This is a genomic window from Enterococcus sp. MMGLQ5-1, from assembly GCF_013155265.1.
Taxonomy (GTDB): Bacteria; Bacillota; Bacilli; order Lactobacillales; family Streptococcaceae; genus MMGLQ5-1.
The window spans coordinates 68388-88911 of the sequence record NZ_JABJXU010000002.1 but is presented as its reverse complement, the minus strand read 5'-3'; the positions used below and the strand labels follow the sequence as shown (position 1 = coordinate 88911).

At 36.6% G+C, this 20524-nt stretch carries 17 protein-coding genes and 1 pseudogene; 4 read left to right on the top strand and 14 right to left on the bottom strand.

Annotation, left to right across the window (positions count from 1 at the left end):
- Window positions 1-44: 44 nt before the first annotated feature.
- Both HOY35_RS03395 and pepA read left to right on the top strand, forming a co-directional pair.
- Window positions 45-485: a GNAT family N-acetyltransferase gene (locus tag HOY35_RS03395; protein WP_172210840.1), complete on the top strand. Its 441-nt coding sequence runs from the start codon at window positions 45-47 to the stop codon at window positions 483-485.
- Window positions 482-1561: a glutamyl aminopeptidase gene (pepA, locus tag HOY35_RS03390; protein ID WP_172210842.1), complete on the top strand. Its 1080-nt coding sequence runs from the start codon at window positions 482-484 to the stop codon at window positions 1559-1561. The genes HOY35_RS03395 and pepA overlap by 4 nt, the downstream gene beginning before the upstream one ends.
- A 3-nt stretch (window positions 1562-1564) precedes the next feature.
- Here pepA and HOY35_RS03385 read toward each other — a convergent pair whose 3' ends face one another.
- The 4 genes from HOY35_RS03385 to HOY35_RS03370 all read right to left on the bottom strand — a co-directional run bounded on the left by HOY35_RS03385 (window position 1565) and on the right by HOY35_RS03370 (window position 5702).
- Complete coding sequence (locus HOY35_RS03385) at window positions 1565-1771, bottom strand: hypothetical protein (RefSeq protein ID WP_172210844.1); 207 nt, start codon at window positions 1769-1771, stop codon at window positions 1565-1567.
- Window positions 1772-1993: 222 nt separating this feature from the next.
- Window positions 1994-3952 (bottom strand): fructose-specific PTS transporter subunit EIIC, encoded by a 1959-nt coding sequence (locus HOY35_RS03380; RefSeq protein WP_172210846.1) that lies wholly within the window; start codon window positions 3950-3952, stop codon window positions 1994-1996.
- A 90-nt stretch (window positions 3953-4042) separates the two neighbouring features.
- A complete protein-coding gene (pfkB, locus tag HOY35_RS03375) occupies window positions 4043-4957 on the bottom strand; it encodes a 1-phosphofructokinase (RefSeq protein ID WP_172210848.1) in 915 nt (304 codons plus the stop codon).
- A gap of 34 nt (window positions 4958-4991) precedes the next feature.
- The gene (locus tag HOY35_RS03370; RefSeq protein WP_172210850.1) at window positions 4992-5702 is read right to left on the bottom strand and encodes a DeoR/GlpR family DNA-binding transcription regulator; all 711 of its coding nucleotides are present in this window, start codon (window positions 5700-5702) and stop codon (window positions 4992-4994) included.
- Window positions 5703-5857: 155 nt separating this feature from the next.
- Between HOY35_RS03370 and HOY35_RS13595 the strand changes: the two genes are divergently transcribed.
- Window positions 5858-5992 carry a hypothetical protein gene (locus HOY35_RS13595; protein WP_283770042.1) on the top strand — a complete coding sequence of 45 codons (135 nt, stop codon included), beginning with the start codon at window positions 5858-5860 and terminating at the stop codon, window positions 5990-5992.
- A gap of 915 nt (window positions 5993-6907) precedes the next feature.
- Here the strand turns inward: HOY35_RS13595 and HOY35_RS03365 are convergent.
- From HOY35_RS03365 to HOY35_RS03340, 6 genes are all read right to left on the bottom strand, one after another.
- Complete coding sequence (locus HOY35_RS03365; protein WP_172210852.1) at window positions 6908-9508, bottom strand: alpha-mannosidase; 2601 nt, start codon at window positions 9506-9508, stop codon at window positions 6908-6910.
- A 26-nt stretch (window positions 9509-9534) separates the two neighbouring features.
- Window positions 9535-10575 carry a PTS fructose transporter subunit IIC gene (locus HOY35_RS03360; RefSeq protein WP_172210854.1) on the bottom strand — a complete coding sequence of 347 codons (1041 nt, stop codon included), beginning with the start codon at window positions 10573-10575 and terminating at the stop codon, window positions 9535-9537.
- A 23-nt stretch (window positions 10576-10598) separates the two neighbouring features.
- Window positions 10599-10913, bottom strand: coding sequence for a PTS fructose transporter subunit IIB (locus HOY35_RS03355; protein WP_172210856.1), 315 nt, complete (start codon window positions 10911-10913; stop codon window positions 10599-10601).
- Between the two features lie 19 nt (window positions 10914-10932).
- Window positions 10933-11379, bottom strand: coding sequence for a PTS sugar transporter subunit IIA (locus HOY35_RS03350; RefSeq protein ID WP_172210857.1), 447 nt, complete (start codon window positions 11377-11379; stop codon window positions 10933-10935).
- The gene (locus HOY35_RS03345; RefSeq protein ID WP_172210859.1) at window positions 11379-13295 is read right to left on the bottom strand and encodes a BglG family transcription antiterminator; all 1917 of its coding nucleotides are present in this window, start codon (window positions 13293-13295) and stop codon (window positions 11379-11381) included. The genes HOY35_RS03350 and HOY35_RS03345 overlap by 1 nt, the downstream gene beginning before the upstream one ends.
- Window positions 13296-13653: 358 nt before the next feature.
- Window positions 13654-15117, bottom strand: coding sequence for a MucBP domain-containing protein (locus HOY35_RS03340; RefSeq protein WP_172210861.1), 1464 nt, complete (start codon window positions 15115-15117; stop codon window positions 13654-13656).
- Between the two features lie 76 nt (window positions 15118-15193).
- On the opposite strand from HOY35_RS03340, the pseudogene HOY35_RS03335 reads away from it, so the two are divergent.
- Window positions 15194-15377: pseudogene (locus HOY35_RS03335) on the top strand (recombinase family protein); the annotation flags it as partial.
- Window positions 15378-16117: 740 nt separating this feature from the next.
- On the opposite strand, the gene tkt reads toward HOY35_RS03335, so the two are convergent.
- The 4 genes from tkt to HOY35_RS03315 form a co-directional block, all read right to left on the bottom strand.
- Window positions 16118-18103, bottom strand: a complete 1986-nt coding sequence (tkt, locus tag HOY35_RS03330; RefSeq protein WP_172210863.1) for a transketolase — start codon at window positions 18101-18103, stop codon at window positions 16118-16120.
- Between the two features lie 157 nt (window positions 18104-18260).
- Window positions 18261-18914 carry an ABC transporter ATP-binding protein gene (locus tag HOY35_RS03325; RefSeq protein WP_172210865.1) on the bottom strand — a complete coding sequence of 218 codons (654 nt, stop codon included), beginning with the start codon at window positions 18912-18914 and terminating at the stop codon, window positions 18261-18263.
- Window positions 18914-20131, bottom strand: coding sequence for an ABC transporter permease (locus HOY35_RS03320; protein WP_172210867.1), 1218 nt, complete (start codon window positions 20129-20131; stop codon window positions 18914-18916). Before HOY35_RS03320 ends, HOY35_RS03325 begins: the two co-directional genes overlap by 1 nt.
- Complete coding sequence (locus tag HOY35_RS03315; protein WP_172210869.1) at window positions 20121-20522, bottom strand: DUF4418 family protein; 402 nt, start codon at window positions 20520-20522, stop codon at window positions 20121-20123. The genes HOY35_RS03320 and HOY35_RS03315 overlap by 11 nt, the downstream gene beginning before the upstream one ends.
- Between the last annotated feature and the right edge of the window lie 2 nt (window positions 20523-20524).

The window sequence follows — 20524 nt, the reverse complement described above, 5'->3', positions numbered from 1 at the left end:
AATACATGATATAATTTAAGATAAATCAAGAGTTGAGGTGACAAATGAAAATATTAAGTAGTCGTGATACCTTATCTAATATCTATTTTGATGGTCTGAAGATACGTCAAAAGTTTTTTGTAAAAGAGCAAGGGATACCTCCTGAATTAGAAATTGATCATCTGGAAGCCTATTGTATCCATCTTGTTTATTATAATGACCAAGATATCGCTTGTGGCGTGCTACGCCTTTACCCAGATGAAAAAAAACGACAGATACAAATCCAACGTTTGGCAGTGCTAAAGGCATATCGAGGACAGCAGATTGGTAAGGCGTTAATTTTATTTGCCGAACACTTTGCCCAGAATTTAGACTTTCAAATCATTGACCTACACGCCCAACTTCACGCCAAAATTTTCTATCAAAAATTGGGTTATCAGGCCTATGGTGAAATATTTAGGGATGCAGGCATACCGCATATTGCAATGAGAAAGGAACTAAAATGAATACAGCATTAATCCAAAAAATCAAAGAAGTGACTGAACTTCAAGGCACCTCGAGCTTTGAAGGAGAAATTAGAGCTTATCTGCGCCCTATTTTTGAAAAATATAGCAATCAAATTACTTATGATGGCTTAGGCGGCATTTTTGCAATTAAAAAGAGTAAAATAAAAAATGCACCGACCATATTAGTCGCAGCTCACATGGATGAGGTTGGCTTTATGGTTAGCGAAATTACCGACAATGGCTTTTTTAGGGTAGTTCCCATAGGTGGCTGGAATCCATTGGTGGTTCAAGCACAGCGCTTCACCCTCATTACCAAGAAGCAACAAAAGATACCGGTAATTTCTAGCTCGACACCACCTCATTTGTTAAGGGGTATTGATGGCAAGCCAACAATGCCAAAAATTGAAGCTATTTTATTTGATGGTGGATTTAGAGATGCCAAAGAGGTCGCCAGTTTCGGCATTCAAAAAGGTGATTTTATAATACCAGAAGCACAAGCCATCATAACCGCAAATCAAAAAAATATGATTGCTAAGGCTTGGGATAACCGATTTGGCATTTTGATGGTCTCAGAAGCTGTCAAAGCATTAGCCGACATCGATTTAGCAGTTAATTTAGTGATTGGCGCCAATGTTCAAGAGGAGGTCGGCTTACGCGGCGCACATGTTTCGACCAATCAATTCAAGCCAGACCTTTGCTTTGCCATTGACTGCTCCCCAGCGGATGATATTGATAAAAAAGAGGCAGATGGTGCCATCGGTGAAGGCCCAATCATTAGACTTTTTGACCCAGGACATATCATGCTACAAGAAATGAAGCATTTTGTTGTTGACACGGCAGAAGCCAATGCTATCCCCTATCAATACTACTTTGGCAAAGGCGGCACGGATGCAGGCGCAACCCACTTAAAACAAAATGGCATACCAAGCACAACAATCGGTGTTGTCGCAAGGTACATCCATTCCCATCAAACTCTTTTTAGTTTGGCTGATTTTGAGCAGGCACAAAAGCTATTGCTGGCGATTTTAAAAAATCTTGATGCTAAAACAGTTAATCAGATTAAGTGCTTTGAGTAAATATCACGCTTTAAAATAGGCGCTATAATCAATTGGACTGATAAATACTTCAGTCCAATTTTTATCTGTCTTAAAATGATAAAAAAGCAAATCTTCCCAAAATGAACCCGCACTTCTAGTTGTGAATAATCCAATATTTCCGAGAAACATTACCAATTTAGCAAAAAAGTGCACCGAATGTGTCAATTTGGCTTTGTTTGTGGAAAACATCAGCAAGCTCCATAACAGATAAAGCGTGAAGCGTAATTTAAAAGTATTTCTAAAGCTGTAGCCTTCTAGTCAGCTGGAGCAATACTAAAAAAACAGTCATTCGATGATGGCTGTCTAACATCCATAGTAATCCTTTTAGTCAAATCAGCCAGATTTGCCATTGAGCCTTAAAATAAAAAAGTCGCTATCAATTAAATTTGATAACGACTTTTTATATTTGATTTATTTTGTTACAGGTGCTTTTTTCAATAGTCCTAAGATGACACCTGACACAATCGCACCAATCACTACACTGACAATGTAAAGTAATGGATTGGTTGTTAAGGCGATTACGAAAATACCGCCGTGTGGTGCAAGTAGCTTAATACCAAATAGTCCGACTAAGCCACCGGATAATGCTGAGCCAATCACAAACGAAGGAATGGCACGAGCTGGATCAGATGCGGCAAATGGAATTGCCCCTTCGGTAATAAATGATAGTCCCATCACAATATTTGTTAAACCGGCATCCTGTTGCTCTTTATTAAATTTATCTTTAAATAATAATGTTGCAACAAAGATTGCTAATGGCGGTACCATACCACCAGCCATTACAGCAGCCATTACAACACTACCACCGGTCGAAATACTTGCAGCAAGCGTCCCTGTACCAAAGATATATGCCGCTTTATTCACGGGACCACCCATATCAATTGCCATCATACCGCCTAAAACTAAGCCCATTAAGACGGCGCTTGTACCAGATAAGCTTTCAAGGAAATTATTCAAGCCAGTGTTAATCGCAGCCATTGGAATATTAACAAATAACATTAAAAAGCCGGTTAAGAAAACACCTAAAACTGGATAAACTAAAATTGAAACAATACCATTAAGCGAACGTGGTACGTTGGCAAAAATTTTCTTAAGTAGGATTAAGACACCACCAGCTAAGAAACCACCTACAAGGGCACCTAAGAAGCCAGATGGCACACCTGCTAAGGCTAAGGTATCCTCACCACCTGAAGCAAATGGTACTTTACCAAAGGCTAAACCACTTGAGGCAATACTACCAGCCACAAAGCCTGATACTAAACCGGGCTTTTCAGCAATTGAATATGCAATGTAACCAGACAAGATTGGTAGCATAAATGCAAAGGCAGCACTACCAACATTTTTAAACCAAGCAGCAAGCTCGTTATAAGAACCCAGCTGTGATAATTGATCTTTTGGTACACCCATCGCATTATCAATTAAGAAGGCAATTGCAATTAAAATCCCACCACCAATAACAAATGGTAACATTTGAGATACACCACTCATTAAGTGCTTGTAAAATTTCTTACCTAAACCAACTGCTGCTTCATCTTCAGATTCTGAGTTCTCTCCTGAGCCTTCAAAAATTGGTGCTTTACCGCTGATTGCTAAATCAATTAATTCTTCTGTTTTACGAATACCATCAGCAACTGGACGATTTACTAAATGTTTACCTGCAAAGCGTTCCATCTCAACAGCTTTATCAGCAGCCACAATGACGCCATCTGCTTTGGCAATATCAGCGGCCGTTAAGCGATTGCCAACACCACTGGCACCATTGGTTTCAACCTTAATGTTAATTCCAAGCTCTGCTGCCTTCTTTTTAAGCGCTTCTTCTGCCATATATGTATGAGCAATACCAGTCGTACATGCTGTTACAGCAACTAAATATTTATCGCTTTTAATTTCTGGTGCTGGTTCTGGTTGAGCAACTTCCTTTTCTTCAGCTTCAAATAGGGCAATTACTTGGTCAGGTGTTTCTGTTGCTCTTAATTTATCAATAAATCCAGGTTTCATTAAATATTGAGATAATGAGGCTAAAGCTTTTAAATGCGTATCGTTTGCCCCAGCAGGTGCGGCAATCATAAAGAATACATATACCGGCTGACCGTCTAAGGCTTCATAATCAATTCCCGCTTTAGATTTCGCAAATAAAATGGTTGCCTCTTTAACTGCTTCATTTTTTGCGTGAGGCATCGCAATGCCTTCACCTAGTCCAGTTGAAGTTTGTGCTTCCCGATTCAAAATGCCAGTTTTAAATACTTCTTTATCTGTAATGCGACCAGCTTCATATAATTTATCAACCATTTCATCAATAGCCGAAGCCTTGTCAGTTGCTTGAAGATCCAGAATCATTGCTTGTTTAATTAATAAATCTGTAATTTTCATTTTTTCTCCTTTGTAAAAATATTTATAAATTTGAGCACAAATACTCAATCAACCCATAATTAATAAGATTAAACTAATAAAAATCTATTATTAATTTAATTTTTCGATAACAACCTGCTTAGAAATTTCTTTAATAAAATCAGCAGTTGCTAAATCATCAGAAAATGCGGTTGCACTCCCGCAAGCGACACCGTATTTAAAGCTCTCAATTGCATCACCCGTTTTATGAAAGGTACCAACAAAGCCTGCTATCATTGAATCACCAGCGCCTACAGAATTTTTGACCTGACCTTTAATCGGTTTAGCAAAATAATTACCTTCTTTAGTAAAAAGTAAGGCACCATCACCAGCCATTGAGACCATGACATGTTTTGCGCCATCTTTTAATAGGCGTTCACCATAGGGAATAATTTCAGCAATCGAATTTAAAGTAACATCATAGATATCACCTAACTCATGGTTATTCGGCTTAATCACTAACGGCTCTTTTGGTAGTGCATGAAGTAAGGTATCCCCTTCAATATCAATTACAAAATCAGCACCTGTTTCTTTGACCAGCGCAATTAATGCTTCATAAACCTTATTACCGAGGCTTCTCGGAGCGCTACCAGCAAAGACCACAATGTCATCAGCAGTCAATTTAGCTAACTTAGACTTTAAATCCTCTAATTCGTTTTGTGAAATATCAGGACCTGCACCATTGATTTCAGTTTCTAAATCTGATTTAACCTTAACGTTAATACGAGTATCTTCAGTAATAGACGTTAATTTTGAGCTGATAGCCTCAGCTTCTAAGGTATCCGAAATAAATTTACCCGTGAAACCACCAACAAATCCAAGCGCCACTGACTCTGAATTAATTTGCTTTAAGACACGGGAAACATTAATGCCCTTACCGCCTGCAAATTTATCATCACTCTCCATTCGATTGACTTCACCAAGCTTCAAGCTTTCCAAACGAACAATAAAGTCAATTGATGGGTTCAGTGTTACAGTATAAATCATTAAATCCTCCTCTAATTTTCTAAATATACCTTACTTACCAAGTATAATCGATGCCTTTTTGATTTGTAATTAATTCTGCTTCATCTAGACTAGCAATCTTACTAAATGTCACCTTATTTAATTTGGTTTCATCAGCCAGAATATAAGCATGCTCACACGCTTTTAAGACTGTTCTTTTCACCATCGCTTCTAATGGATCAGGTGTCGAATAACCAAAGCTTCGATGAACACCGTTGGCGCCAATAAAGGCACGATTGATTTGATACGATTCTAACTGTTTGATTGCTTGCATACCAACAATCGCATCTGTTGTATTCTTAATTGGTCCACCTAGAATAAATGTCTCAATACCTAAATTAATTAAATTTGTTGCATGATGCAGTGAATTAGTAACAACCGTTATTGAGTCATCCTTTAATAGTGGAATCATAAAGCTTGTCGTCGTGCCTGCATCGATATAAACAACTTCACCACTTTCAATTTGCTGACGTGCTTTTTGAGCAATTTCGATTTTTTCTTGCGTGTTTTTGCTCGTTTTCTCCAAATAGGTTGGTTCATCAATTGTTATCTTTTTTTCAGCACCACCATGTATTCGGACAAGTTTTCCCTGTGCCTCCAATCGTGCTAAGTCACGTCTAATCGTTGACTCAGAAGCATCATAGCGTTGAGCAAGCTCAGTAGTTGCAACACGAGAGCACTCCTCCAGATAGCGAATAATTAAATCTTCTCTCTCTTTTGTAAGCATTTTCATCACACCCTCAAGTTTATAATATCACCACTTTCAATTAAAATCAATCAAAAACACGCAAAAAAGTGTGATATAATTTTTGTTGTCAATTTTTATCATAATGATAAAAAATCAATCAATGAATCGTATCTAATTACATAAAAGGAGCAATTATGGGTAAATATCAGCTTGATGACAAACAAAAAAAGCTAAATCAAAAATATACTGGAACTGCAATAAAGCAAACTTCACAAAAAGAAAAAATTGAAGCGTTAAAACAAAAGGTAAAAAATAAAAAAGCTCAATAAGTAAAGTGGCCGATTGAAAAAAAGACAAAAGACGTTTAACGACGTAAAACAAGGTGCTTTTTCTCTCTAGTTAAAACTGTGAAAAACAGACGAGTCATTCGTTTATTCAGTCAGACGCTTTCTGTCTGACCGGATGACGTATCTATTTGAACAGTTTTGAGAGAGAAAGCCCGTCAAACAAGGTGCTTTTTCTCTCTGATTAAAACTGTGAAAAATAGACGAGTCATTCGTTTATTCAGTCAGACGCTTTCTGTCTGACCGGATGACGTATCTATTTGAACAGTTTTGAGAGAGAAAGCCCGTCAAACAAGGTGCTTACACTTTTTAGATAATCTAGCTTCAACTGCATACCTTTCCGACTAACTGCCTCAAATTTCATTCTGAAATTCTCTGAGAGTAAGTCGTCATGGCAAAGAATGCCATTATAATTATTTTCTGCCTATACTCACATTTCAGAACGTGCTGCTTACACTTTTTAGATAATCTAGCTTCAACGGCTTGAAAGTATCGGCATAAGCTGAAAAAATAGATAGGCAAAGAGCACCTTTTACTATTTTTCAGTCTTATGCTCAACTTTCAGAACGAGCCATTTACGCTTTTTAGACAATCTAGCTTCAACGGCTTGAAAGTATCGGCATAAGCTGAAAAAATAGATAGGCAAAGAGCGCCTTTTACTATTTTTCAGTCTTATGCTCAACTTTCAGAACGAGCCGTTTACGCTTTTTAGATAATATTCGGCAACTTGTCCATTTTCCTATGGCATTGAAGTTGTCGCACTGTTCCACGTAAATTACGAATAATGTTAAAAGGGCTGGGACTTTTGTCCCAACCCCTTTAACATAACTATTCATTTAAATTGTTCAAGTAAATAGCAGATTTAAATATTTCTCCGAGTCCAATTTTATTGAAGTCCGTTTATTTCGCTATCAAAATTGATAAATAATCATATGGCAAAATACTTATCTGATTTTGCACTTCTTCAACGGCGTTTACCACTGTACCCAATTTCAAAACAGCCTCAGGCATTAATTGCTCTTTTCCTGTAGGATTGGCAAATCGAATAACAAAGCCAGTATCATGAAAATATGATGGATAAATAGCAGAAATAATCAAATTTTCAGGCAGCTCTAATAACGAAAATTCTTCTGGAATAGTCAGCTTCTCTTGCAATGGCCAAATCTTATTGTCTAAGCGGTTAATAAAAACATTCAAGCTTTGCTTTTGATAAGAAATGGATTGCTGTAAACGATTTTCTGCCTGCTGTGCCACCTTAAATTCATCAAATTTGCCCTTTGAAATAGCGATTCCGAAGGTAAAATCACATTGCCCTATTTCTTGTGCCAGTGGAGTCTGCATCATAATATGACCTTCATTAGTCGTATCACCGGAAGCACGACCTGGGCGCCATTTAAGATTAGGCTTACCGAGCTCCCCAGTGGTTGCCATTAATGTAATGTAAAGCTTATTTTTGATGCGCTGATACTCCTTCAAGCCATCCGCAAACACTGTTAAATAATCATTGTCATTAACTACCGATATGCTTTTATCAAAAATTTCTAAATTCACTGGCCTTTCTACCATTTTTTCTTGCCAGTCAGCTGGTACAGGAATAGGTAAATTTTCAACAAAGCCATTTTGGATTTGAGCAATTGATTTTTCAGAGCTATCCAAAACATTGATTACTAAACGCAGCCGATGCGAATAAATCTTATTCTCAAGGATAATCTTACCTTCAATTACATTTTGACTATCAATACTCAAAGTCATTTGATAATTTATTTTTTCTTGATTTGGTTGACTCGCTAACCTATCCTCTAAATTTTTAGGTAAAATAGCATTACCATAAATTACTAAGGATTCCTGAACGGTATCGCTAAAGGATTTTGCATGCTCAAAATTTAGGCGAACTGCCTTATCGCCTTCAAGTGGTGAATAATCATAAGTATCACCATCATTCGCTGAATCTACCAGCTGAATAAAGTCTTGATATTCTATACCATTCGCCTTCAAACTTACGGTGCCAGCTTCATAGGAGAGCTGAAAATCTGGATTGCCTATCACTGTTCTCTCAGTATGCTTTGGAATTTCTAGCTCATTCTGGCTGTCATTAAACTCAACAATTGTATAGCCTAAAGCAGGTATTTGGGCTTCAATTTTTACATCAAGCTCATAATATGCTGGCTCATCAAAATATTCGTAGCCAATTGCAGTCATTCGGTAAGCATTTTTACGCTCTGGATAATATTTTTCATTCTCAATAACATTATAAGCACTGCCTTTAAATTGAATGGCTTTAGAGCTAGCTACAATGTGGACTGTTTTAGGTCCTCGATAATCAGTTGGCGTCGTATTAAATAGTAAGACTTGATTGGCTTTTAAAGACAGTGCATCGGCAATTCGTTTAAAAATTAAATTTTCAATGCCATCAGCAATTTCATTTGCTTGCTTAATACGGTGATTAATGTCTAGCATCACATTATCTGATACACAGCCACCGATACTGTCATGTGCTTGATTTTGTAGGACAAGCTTCCACAAGCGCCTCAATAAGCCTTTGCTAATACGGACACCATTTTTTTCAGCAATTACCATTAAGGGTTCAATCCGCTTTAGTATTTTCTGTTCAAGGTTAAAATTATTTAATTTCATCTGAGTTCTGACTGATCCAATCGAACGATGCACTCGAGCGTAAACAGGCTGCCTTAGCTCACCCTTATATTCTGGTAAATTCCGATTATTCCGCATTATCTCAACATACGATGGATAATCAGAAATTAAATTATCATACTTACTACTAGCATTTATTTCACTAATAATTTGATCAAAGTTTAAAACCATTGATTTTTGATCTACACCTGAAGGTACTAAAATATCTTCATTGTCTCCGTGGTTATGGAGCATTTCTACTGCAACATCTAGCTTTTCTGTAACAAATTTTGGTACATCAGCAATAGCATCCAAATTCATCATGCCAGTCATATAGCCGAACGGAAAATTCATTGCATAAACTAGCTTATCCCCCAGCCCCTTCCAAATAAAATAAGGGGAGGGAACCATTGTTTCAAAATTTAAACCACGCCAACACATAAAATTATCAATATTTGCTTGCTGTAATAAAGTCGGTAAATTCGCATTAAAGCCAAAAGTATCCGGTAAATAGCCAACCATCATTGGCTTTCCATATTTATTAAGCGTATCACTGATACCGATTATTAAGTTTCTAAGAATTGATTCAGCATCTACTAGCAATGCATCCGTTTGCGCATACCACGGACCAACAAATAGTCGCCCGGCCTCAATTAATTTTTGAATTCTCGGCAAGCTTTCAGGATTTATTTCTACGTACTCATCAACAATCGACGTTTGTCCATCCAAACAAAAATTGACCTTTGGATTCCTTTCTAATTCGTCTAAAACCTCAGTAAACACTTGATCTGACAAGACAATTGCATCTTCATTAGTGAAATACCATTCCCTGTCCCAATGTGTATGCTGAATCAAATGTGCTTTTACCATAAAAAATGGCCTACCTTTCTAATTTACTATTTGGGCTCGATTGTTTGTGCTTCTTTTTTGTATTTAATAGATTTTAGCGCATTGACCATTAATGCTGTTATAATTCCACCGACAGCAATCGAAACAATATACAATGGTATGTTTGAAACAAAAGGAATTGCCATAAATGTTGAAAGCATCGTTGCCTGTGTGATACCGAAAAAGCCATTCAATGCACAGCCTGCTGCAGTCCCAACGACAATGCTCGGAATAACACGTAGGGGATCTTTCACCGCAAAGGGAATTGTGCCTTCTGTAATACCTACTAAGCCCATAATCATTGCGGTCTTTGCATTATCGCGCTCAGATTCATCGTAAAGCTTTTTATTCAATAAGGTTGCTAAAAACATGCCAAAAGGTGGGATTGCAATCGCTAATAACATTGCTGTGCTTGCTCCAAAGCTACCACTTGAAAAGGAAGCCACACCAAAAGCATAAGCTATTTTATTGATTGGTCCACCCATGTCAAATGCCATCATCGCTCCAAGAATTGCAGACATTAATGCTGCATTAGCACCAGTCATTCCCTCCAGCCAAGCAGTCAGGCCGGTTGTCATCGCTTGGATTGGTGTTGCAAGAACATACCAAAGCAGCACGCCAACTACAAGCGTCGTCACAAAAGGGATTAGCATAATTGATTTCAAGCTAATAATTTGAACCGGTACTTTAACCTTCTTTAAAGCGTTGGCGATATAACCACAGGCAAGACCTGCAACCATCCCACCGATAAATCCCATTCCTAGATTTTGACACATCATACCAGTAATAAAGGCGGGTGCCAGCCCTGGACGATCAGCAATTGAATAGGCAATATATGCTGAAATCATTGGCACAATAAACTGTAGACCTGTTTGACCAATCATTCGTAAAACACCCCAGAAGGTATCAGTTTGGTCCCAAACACCTGTTCCACCAAAAATAACGGCAATCGAAGTTAGTAATCCTGCTGCTACGACTAACGGAATCATATAGGATACACCACTTTGAAAATGATTTAATATTTCTTTACCTTGTTTTTTAATATCCATTAATAATACCCCCTTATAAATAATTAGTTATGAATTAAAGCTAACGCCTGTTCTATTGTTTTCTCACCATCCCTTACTACTTCAGAGGTCCCAACGGTTAATATTTTCTTGCCTTCAAATCTTTCACGCTCAGAAACGTTCGTATCTACTGCGAAAATAACTACATCCGCTGCTTTAATGTCTGCCTCTGATAGCTTATTTTCCATTCCCATTGCACCTTGTGTTTCAACTTTAATCTCAACGCCATTTTTCTTAGCAAATTTTTCTAAATTTGCCTTTGACATATAGGTATGTGCGATACCTGCAATACAAGCTGTTACTGCTACCATTTTTGTCATTAAAATCTCCTCCTTATATTTAAAAGCTTAATGCTTTAATTAACGTGTCTTTATCCTGCGCTGCTTTAAGCCGCTGAACAAAATCATCATCCATCAGTTTTCCAGAAAGCTCCGCTAAAAAACGCAGATGCTCATTTCCTTTATCTGCCTCCTTAATTGCTAATAAAAAGACAAGATTGACAGGTTGCTTATCTAACGCTGCCCACTCAATCGGCTGCTTTAATTTAGCAACAATCACAGTAGATTCGATCACTGATGAGCTCTTACCATGTGGAATCGCAATGGCGTTTCCAATGCCTGTAGTCATGTGTGATTCTCGGTCAAAAACATCCTTTTTGAATTGCTCAATATCAGAAATAAAACCATTTATCACTAGAATTTCAGACAGCCGCTCAATTACTTCATTTTTTGTTTTGACATCCAAATTCATTAGAATATTTTTGTCATCAATTTTTTCGCTAAACATTAAATCGCCTCTTTCAATATATTTACTAATTCTTCAAAAGAGGAACTAGCTCGTAAGTTTACTAATAGCTGATGATTTGAAACAATTTCATTAAAAATTTCATAAATTCGATTTATTTCAGGCTTTACCTGCTCGTTGAGAGCAAAGAAAAATACAATATAAACTCGACTGCCATTCCAGTCAATCCCTTCTGGATTAATATAAATACTAATGACTGGCTCATTGACAAAGCTAATTTCAGCATGTGGCATTGCGAAGTCATTAAGCGCTGTTGAGGCAAGTATCTCTCTTTTAATCGCATTTTCGAGAATCCCTTTTTTACCATATTTAGCAGCTCGTAATTGCTGCGCAATCATTTCTAGGACATTTTGCTGTGTATCACCTATTTTTTTATTAAAAAAAGAAAATTTTTCATCTAGCAATGATAAAAAGGGGTTCTCGCGATTATAGGTCATTTTTAAATATTGCTTAATTCGATTAATATCCCCTTCTAGCATTAAGGGACTAACAACAATAACAGGAAAATCAGCGTTTTCAATTGGGATTGTGCTAACCACCAGTTCATCTCTAATAGTCTCGTGATGAAGTGCATTGATGCTTAATACCTTTTTAATTTTAATTAAATCAGATAAGCTTTGATTAATTCGCTGCTCCAATAATTTAGATGTACCATAGCCACTACTACAAACCAAAATTACTGCAAGCTGATTCGACCTACAGCGATCTAAAAAAGATTGAATATGAAGCGTCACATAAGCAATTTCAGCATCATCAAACTGAACCTGGAATTCATGCTCAATTTTTTCAAGTAAATCAACACTAATCATAAACGCCCTTTTAAAAGAGGCTTTAATTTTATCGGTATAAGGATTATAAATCTTAACACCTAAGCGTAGTCGTTTAATTGCGGCATTCAGATGAAGTATCAAATGATTAATCAGTTCTGAATCAACCTTTAAATCAGCAAGTGATTCTAACAAAATAGCCTTAAGCTGTTCACCCATATCCAAATAGGGTAGCTTTAAATCGTCTAAAGGATAATTCATTGCATTTTTTTCAATTGCGGAAATATGGATATCAATATAAGCCTGTTCATATTCTGGTATCTCAATTATGAATTCCTGTTCAAGTAATTGAACCAATAGAGCAGTATTTTCTAAAATTGGATTTTCGTGCTGGTCTGCTTGCAATAAAAAATGCTTGGATTCAATTCTTTCTATCGCAATCGCTAAGTGAATCGCTAACGTTTGAAATTCATAATCCGTAAACTGTAGTTTTGTCTGATTCATAAAATAATTAAGTAATCGACCCACTCGCTTCAAGATTTCTTGATTTAAAAAATAATTCGCCTCCCCAATCAAATTAATATTCAAATTTAAAAGTGCCGATTTATTAGTAGATGCCGTAAAGCCTCCCCAATAATAATTAACAACCTCTGACATTAAACGGCGCTTATTTTTTTCATCTGCTTGAATTTTTAGACCATTACGATTGGAAATTAAATTTATATCGTATTTATTCAATTTATGTCTAACCGCTTTGATTGTAGTTTCCATCGTTGACCGACTAACATAAAGGCCATCTGCCAAATCTTGAATTTTCAAAGATGAATTCGTGTTTAATAGCTTCGCAATCGTATCAGTCACTCGATCCTCTAGCGTATCTACCTTAGCAACCTCAAAGTCTGATAATAAGCTCATTACCTCATCTTTATTTCCTACTAAGGAAACTCCTTTTTTAGGCTGAACAATGATTTTTAAATTAGTGTGCGCCTTTAGTACCTCTTGAAGATTGCTAATTGCCTTTCCTACCGTTTTTGTCGATATTTTTAGCTCGGATGATAATTCTTGATAAGTTGTATGATCATTTTCCAGTAAAAAATTTAGTATCATGATTTGTCGATTATCAAGTTCCATATTTATATTGACACCCCCTAACTACACTTTCAGTTTATAACTAATGATAACGCTTTCATACAGGATAAATTACATTATTAATGTAGACATTGACTAAGTATATAAAAAATTTATTAAACATAGTTGTCAATTTCCTTTTTAAATGACGGTTTTTTTTGCCTCGACAAATAACGGTTTATAATTTCAGCCCATTTATTCAAATACTTTGAAATGTAAAAAAGAACTGGAATTTTAGCTTCCCAGTTCTTTCTTTATTCGATAAATTGTCTTAAATTTGTCTATTTTTTATTTAAATTACGCGATGCTTATTCCTACAAATAACATATATTTCGATTTTACAATGACAATTTTTAAGGCATTATTCTTCATCAGGTGGAGTTGAAAATGCATAAGCTAATATTCTATAGGTAATTACTATACTTTCAGAATCAACAATCCCTTCTCGATTATCTGGTATTTGGTTATAATTTTGCCAATACCTTACTCCACTGTAACTTCCATCTTCATTTATAGAACCAACTTGTGACACTTCATTTCCTTCCGCATCTAATATCTTGAATGTCATTTTCTCTGGCAAAGAATATGTTTCACCTATTTTGCTTTGTAAAACAATGTTAGGTACTTGTTCTCCTTGGTTGTATAGTTGTTGATTGTAGTCCAATTGCATATGATATTTATCCAAATTAGGGTATCTAGGAACAAGAGAACCATTCTTATACGTCATTAAATTATACAGAGTGAACGGATTCCCATCGCTACCAATAAACTTAATGGTAATTGTAGCTTCCTGTACTTCTTTACTGTAAACAAATCTTACTTCTTGCGTTTGCTGTCTAATTAACCCTTTAATATTACTTGGTAATTTTGTAGTATCTAATGTATATCCTTCAATTTTTAACTGATAATTGTCTGTTGAAGCATCATAGAGATCGCCTAGATTACCACTAATCGTTTGTGATTCATGTATCTCATTTCCTTCTTGATCCACATAATTAATAAGTATATTTCCTTCCACAACAGGCATTTTTGTATACACATATGTTACAACTTGAGTTGTTTCTCTAAAAACACCCTTTGGATTACCCTCTACTTCTTTGTAACTATAGCCTTCAATATCTTTGAGTATTGTTTCAAATGCTTCCCCAAGAGTTCCTTCTAAGGTTTCACTAGGTATTAGTGTATCTCCGTTCTCATTTTGATAATTAACGATTACTATTCCCTTTTTTTCAGGAATGGGAGCAGTATTGTTATCAAAAGTATGAATGTACCCTATATAAGTGTAACCTGTTATTACTTCTGGTTTTTTTGTCTCTTTCGTTCCTTTAGGCACAATTACAGATACAGGTTCTCTCAAATACTCTTGTTCGATTGCATACGCAAACGAACCTATGAACCCACTTCCGCCTAAGAAAATAAAGATTAATAAAAGATGCTTTCTCTGTTTCTTTTTCCAAATAAAAAAGACAATACTTCCCAAAATAAAAATAGAACCTAAAATAACCAATCCCTTATTAAGGCCAGTATCCCCTGTTTTCAGCAGCATTTTATTTCCAGAAACATTACTATTTTGATTCTGTTCAGTTTTTAAATCTTTTTTTTGATAAACAAATAAATAGTTTTCACTATCGTGTAGAGTGGTTTCACTAGGATCCCCTTGTATGATGTTATTTCTTTGTTCATCTGTCAACGTATCAATTGAAGCATAATTATACACAATAGTACTGGTTGAATCGTCTTCAGTTGCCAGTACAATTGAGCTACTAAAAAAAGAAATAAAAAAAACAAAACCTACTAACAAGCATATAATCTTTTTCTTATGCATAGCATATAAGTCCCCCCTTAAAGATATTGTTAATTAATTTAAACATAAAATTATAAAATTCACAATAAATAACTTTATCCTACGATAAAATCGATTAGAAAGAAATATAGAGGGTCTATTTTTTTTAGTGAATCAATTAAATGAACAGGGTGTGAGTTTTCACAGTACATAAGAAAATATATCATCATGGATAAATCAAGTTCTACTATTCAATTAATTTTTCACTTTTTGCGGAATTTGAACGAAATTTAATATTGGAATGACTAGCAGCTGTAAGAGTACGGGGGCATTTTGGTAACTGTCCTGAAAAACTTAAACAAGGATTTACTTTTAAGAGGGCAGTCGCATCCATTCAAAATATGACTGGAGCAAACGATATGAGCATTTATCGGATAAGGAAGAAACTGGAAAGTTAAAATTCCAGTTCTTTTTTACATTTCAAATTATTTGAATAAAGGGACATAAATTATAAGCCGCCATTTATCAAGGCACCCCCGCAATTTAAAAAAGAAATTGACAAACATAGTTTATACTTTAATAATTAAGCATCAGCTTCAAATCTTTTTCGTTCTTAAGCTATCTTAAAGCTAAAAATATAATCAAAAACATACTAAGGTATTCTCCTTAATATGTTTTTAGCTAATATTTATAATTGTAGCAATCATCCAAAAATAAAAAGGAGATGGTACAAAAGACATTTAACGACGTAAAACAAGGTGCTTACTCTCTAGGATTAAAACTGTGAAAAATAGACGAGTCATTCGTTTATACAGTCAGATGTTTTCTGTCTGACCGAATGACGTATCTATTTGAACAGTTTTGAGAGAGAAAGCCCGAAAATTACAAACATTAAGATAGGGGTTAGGACTTTTGTCCCAACCCCTATATTTATATTAGAAGCTGCTTGAGCTTCAGGTTACCTAGGCTAAAAAAATCTATATGCATTAAAATTTAACAAGCCACTGCATTGCGGTAAAAATTAATCTTATTCTTTTCTAGCTTATAAATTTAAAAATTTTGAAACAATATTTTCAACGGTAAAACCATATTCCTCAAAGATTTTATCGCCCGGTGCTGAAGCACCCCACTTATCAACCGTTACTGTGCTGCCCTCTAAGCCAACATACTTGCCCCAGCCGTAGCTTGTACCGGCTTCGATTGCCAAACGCTTAGTCACTTCTTTTGGTAAAACACCTTCCTTGTACTCAGCGTCTTGTGCTTCAAATAAATCAAAGCTTGGTAATGAAATCACCCGAACATGCTTGCCCTGTTGTTTTAAGGCTACCTGTGCATCAATCGCTAGCTTAACCTCACTTCCGGTCGCAATTAGAATGCCATCTAAGGTATCCTCCTCTGCACTAACTACATAACCACCCTTAGCCACATTTTGACGCGCATTCTCTAATGTCCCCTCAAGAACAGGTAGATTTTGACGAGTTAAAATAAGCGCTGTTGGCTTGTCAGTCGTTTGAAGCGCCAGCTCCCAAGCTGCTACTACCTCATTGCCATCTGCTGGGCGAAGCACCTGTAGGTTTGGCATGGAACGGAGTGAAGCGAGCTGTTCAACTGGCTCATGCGTTGGTCCGTCCTCACCGACCGCAATCGAGTCATGGGTAAAGACATAGGTCACTGGCAGGCTTTGAATTGCTGCCATCCGAATCGCTGGTAAAAGGTAGTTTGAAAAGACGAAGAATGTGCCGCCGTAAACCTTCGTGCCACCATGCAGGGCAATCCCGTTCATCGTCGCACCCATCGCAAATTCACGCACACCAAACCAAATATTGCGGCCAGCGTAATTGTCCGCTTGGAAGTCCGTTTCTGCTGAGACCATCGTATTATTAGATGCTGAGAGATCGGCTGAGCCACCCCAGAATTCTGGTAGCTGCGCTGAAATCGCTTGAATCGTCTCTTTAGAGGTCACACGACTGGCTGCTGAGGTCCCGACCTCGTAGACTGGTAAATCTGAAAGTTCAGCCTTTTCTGCTGAAAAAGCCTTTAAATATTGCGCTGCTAATTCTGGATAAGCTGCCTGATATTCTGTAAATAAAGCATTCCAGTCCGCTTCTGCTTGTTCGCCACGTTCGTTTAAGGTTTCTGAAAAGCGTGTTGCCACTTCATCAGGCACGCTAAAGGCTGGATAATCCCACCCGTAGCTTGCTTTAGCGAAAGTAACACCCGCGTCACCTAAAGGCGCACCATGAACAGCCGAGGTCCCTTGATTTTCTGCGCCAAAGCCAATTACTGTTTTGACCTCAATTAGCGTTGGGCGTTCGGTTTCAGCCTTCGCCGCATTAATTGCCGCTTCGATTGCTGCCAAATCATTGCCATCTTTAACAAGAATATGTTGCCAGCCGTATGCTTCAAAGCGCGCACCGACATTTTCAGTAAAGGCCTTAGAGGTTGGTCCGTCCAATGAAATATCGTTCGAATCATAGAATAAAATCAGCTTGCCTAGCTTTAAATGACCTGCTAATGAAGCCGCCTCCTGTGACACACCTTCCATCAAATCGCCATCACCATTCAAAGCGTAGGTATAGTGATCAACGATTGGAAATTCCGGTTGATTATAGGTCGCAGCTAAATGTGCTTCGGCCATTGCCATCCCGACAGCGTTGGCAATTCCTTGACCCAACGGTCCTGTCGTTGCCTCGACGCCATCAGTGTGATTGACCTCTGGATGACCGGGTGTCTTTGAGCCCCATTGACGAAATTGTTTTAAATCGTCAATTGATAAATCGTAACCACCAAGATGTAATAAGCTGTAAAGCAAGGCTGAACCATGCCCTGCCGATAAGACAAAACGGTCACGATTCGTCCAGTTACGGCTGGTTTTGGCATTAACCTTCAAATGGCGTGACCATAGCACATAAGCCATTGGCGCTGCCCCCATTGGTAAGCCGGGATGACCTGAGTTAGCCTGTTGAATCATATCCATACTTAAGGTACGGATGGTATTTATTGCGAGTTGGTCTGTTGTGTCGAACATATCTTCTCCTAAATCCTTTATTTATTCTCAAGTAATTTTACTAAATTATTATCAAATTAACAAGTTGCCATTGATTCTAGCTTCTAATATCATTTTAAATATACCATAAAAATAGAAAGAATACGGATAAAGTCCATTGAATAATCAATTTTTATTACTAATTCATTGTATACACTTGATTCACATAAGCTAAATTTTCTTGATGATGAGTTACCATAATAACCGTTGCACCAGCTTGATTTTTTTGCTTGAACAATTCCAATACTTTTGCCTTTGATACATCATCTAAATCGTTTGTTGGCTCGTCAGCAATAATGATTTTCGGGTGATTCATGACGGCTCGCGCAATTGCTACTCGCCTTTGCTCACCACCAGAAAGATTAATAGGATACTCATCAGCCAAATCTTCAATACCTAATTGCGCTAATAAAGCGAGTGCTTGATTAATTTCCACACCCGCCTGGTGCTCTCTTTTGGATAAATAAAGAGGTAGTCTGAGATTATCTACTACACAAAGACTGGGAATCAGGCTCATGCCTTGAGAGATGAAACCAATATTATCATTGATAAATGCTGCTTTTTCAGCTTTTGGAATATTTGCAAAATCCAAACCATCATATTTAATTGCACCAGATGATTGTGTTAATAAGCCAGCCAAAAGATGTAAAAAAGTGGTTTTCCCACTACCAGAAGGACCAACAATTGCAATAAATTCACCAGCATTTATTTTTAAATCAATCGTTTGAAAAGCATTAAAATTTTTGCCACGCCGCAAATAAGTCTTGTTAAGATTTTCGATACTAATATTCATTATGACTCCTCTCGAATCAATGCTGAAATCTCTAGGCGATTAATTTTAATTAAACTATAAATAGATGAAATTAGTGTAATTAATAAAATCAAGCCGATTGTCAAGCTAATTGATTGATTTAGCTGAGTTAATGTTGGCAATAAAAATGGTGTTTCAATTTTTTGTTGAATCAATTGATTAAATAAATAAAAAATCAAAGCACCACTTGCAATACCTGCTATCACGCCAAAAATGCTGAGCATAGATAATTCGCCAAGTACAATTTTCATTAAATGTGTTCTTGTCATCCCAAGCATTCTGTAAATCGCAAATTCTTTCCGCCGCTCATTAATCATAATCATAATTAAAATAACAATAATCAACAAAGAAAATCCGACAATTAAGCCTGTCAAAAGGCGAATTAATTTTAAAACATTGCCTAAATTATTAGAGGTTGTTTCAATGATATTTTCGGATTTAATAACTGAAATATTTTGGTCTGCTAAATTTAACGTTAAGCTTCTAGAGACCAAAAATGGCGTTGTATCTGCTTGAACATCAATTAAAACTGTTGAAATTGATTGATTATAATCGATTAAGGCTGTCTCGCCTAATTTTTCAGCACGCAGCTTAGCCATTTTCCGAGCTGTATTTTGATTCATAAAGGTAGTTGTATCATACCCCATTCCTGTTCTTGCCAATTTAGCAACTACTTTAAAGCTTTGATTAAAAAACTTTAAGCTTGACCCCGCTTGACCACTAATTGAGTTACCAATAATGATTTCATCGTCCTTTAACGTCGTAATGTCATAAACCTCTGAAATCCAAGGGCTTACAACAAAGTCAGTTGAAGCATCTAAACCAATTAGCTGAATACTACTTGAACAACAAGCCGCATCAAGAGTACCAACATCAATTTGTGTCGTTACCTTTCCAACGCCTGTTGTTTTTTTGATTTGCGCAACCATTGATTGATCTAAATAATAAGTGCTTGGCTTCCCTTTTAATAAAAAACCGGATAAATCACTCTCGCTTGCCTTAGGTACAATTAAAATATCGGCTCCTAAACGTTTTTCCGTGCTATTTAAACCATTGCCTAAACCAAAGCTCATCATTGACGAAAAGAAAATCAAAAAGGCAATAATCGTCAGCAATATCGCTAATCCAATTGAACGGATTGGCTTATATTTTAAGTTTTGGTGAATCATAAGCTTGACATTTATCGCCTTATTTTTCATGGCGTTCTATCCTTGCGTAAAGATAGCCAATCAGACTTAAAACAATTGTCAAAACGCCAAGTAAAATTAAAATTGGGCGAGTCATGGTATGACAATGCATCATTGGACTATCACAAACACCGATTAATATTGTCGGTGTTGCAATAATCAAAGCACCAAAAATGCCGGCGGTAAGATAAAGCGCCTTAATATAAGGTACAGACTTACCTAAAAAAATCAGAATAGCAATGATGGCTAAGGCAATACCTAAGCCAATTGACATCATTGCTGTATAATGGCAGCGCATTACCATCTCTGAAGTAACCTTACAAACTGGAAAAATAAATTGTGGACCAATTGCTACTAATAGTCCGATTAATATGATTAAAATTGAAATTATTTTGCGTCTCATTT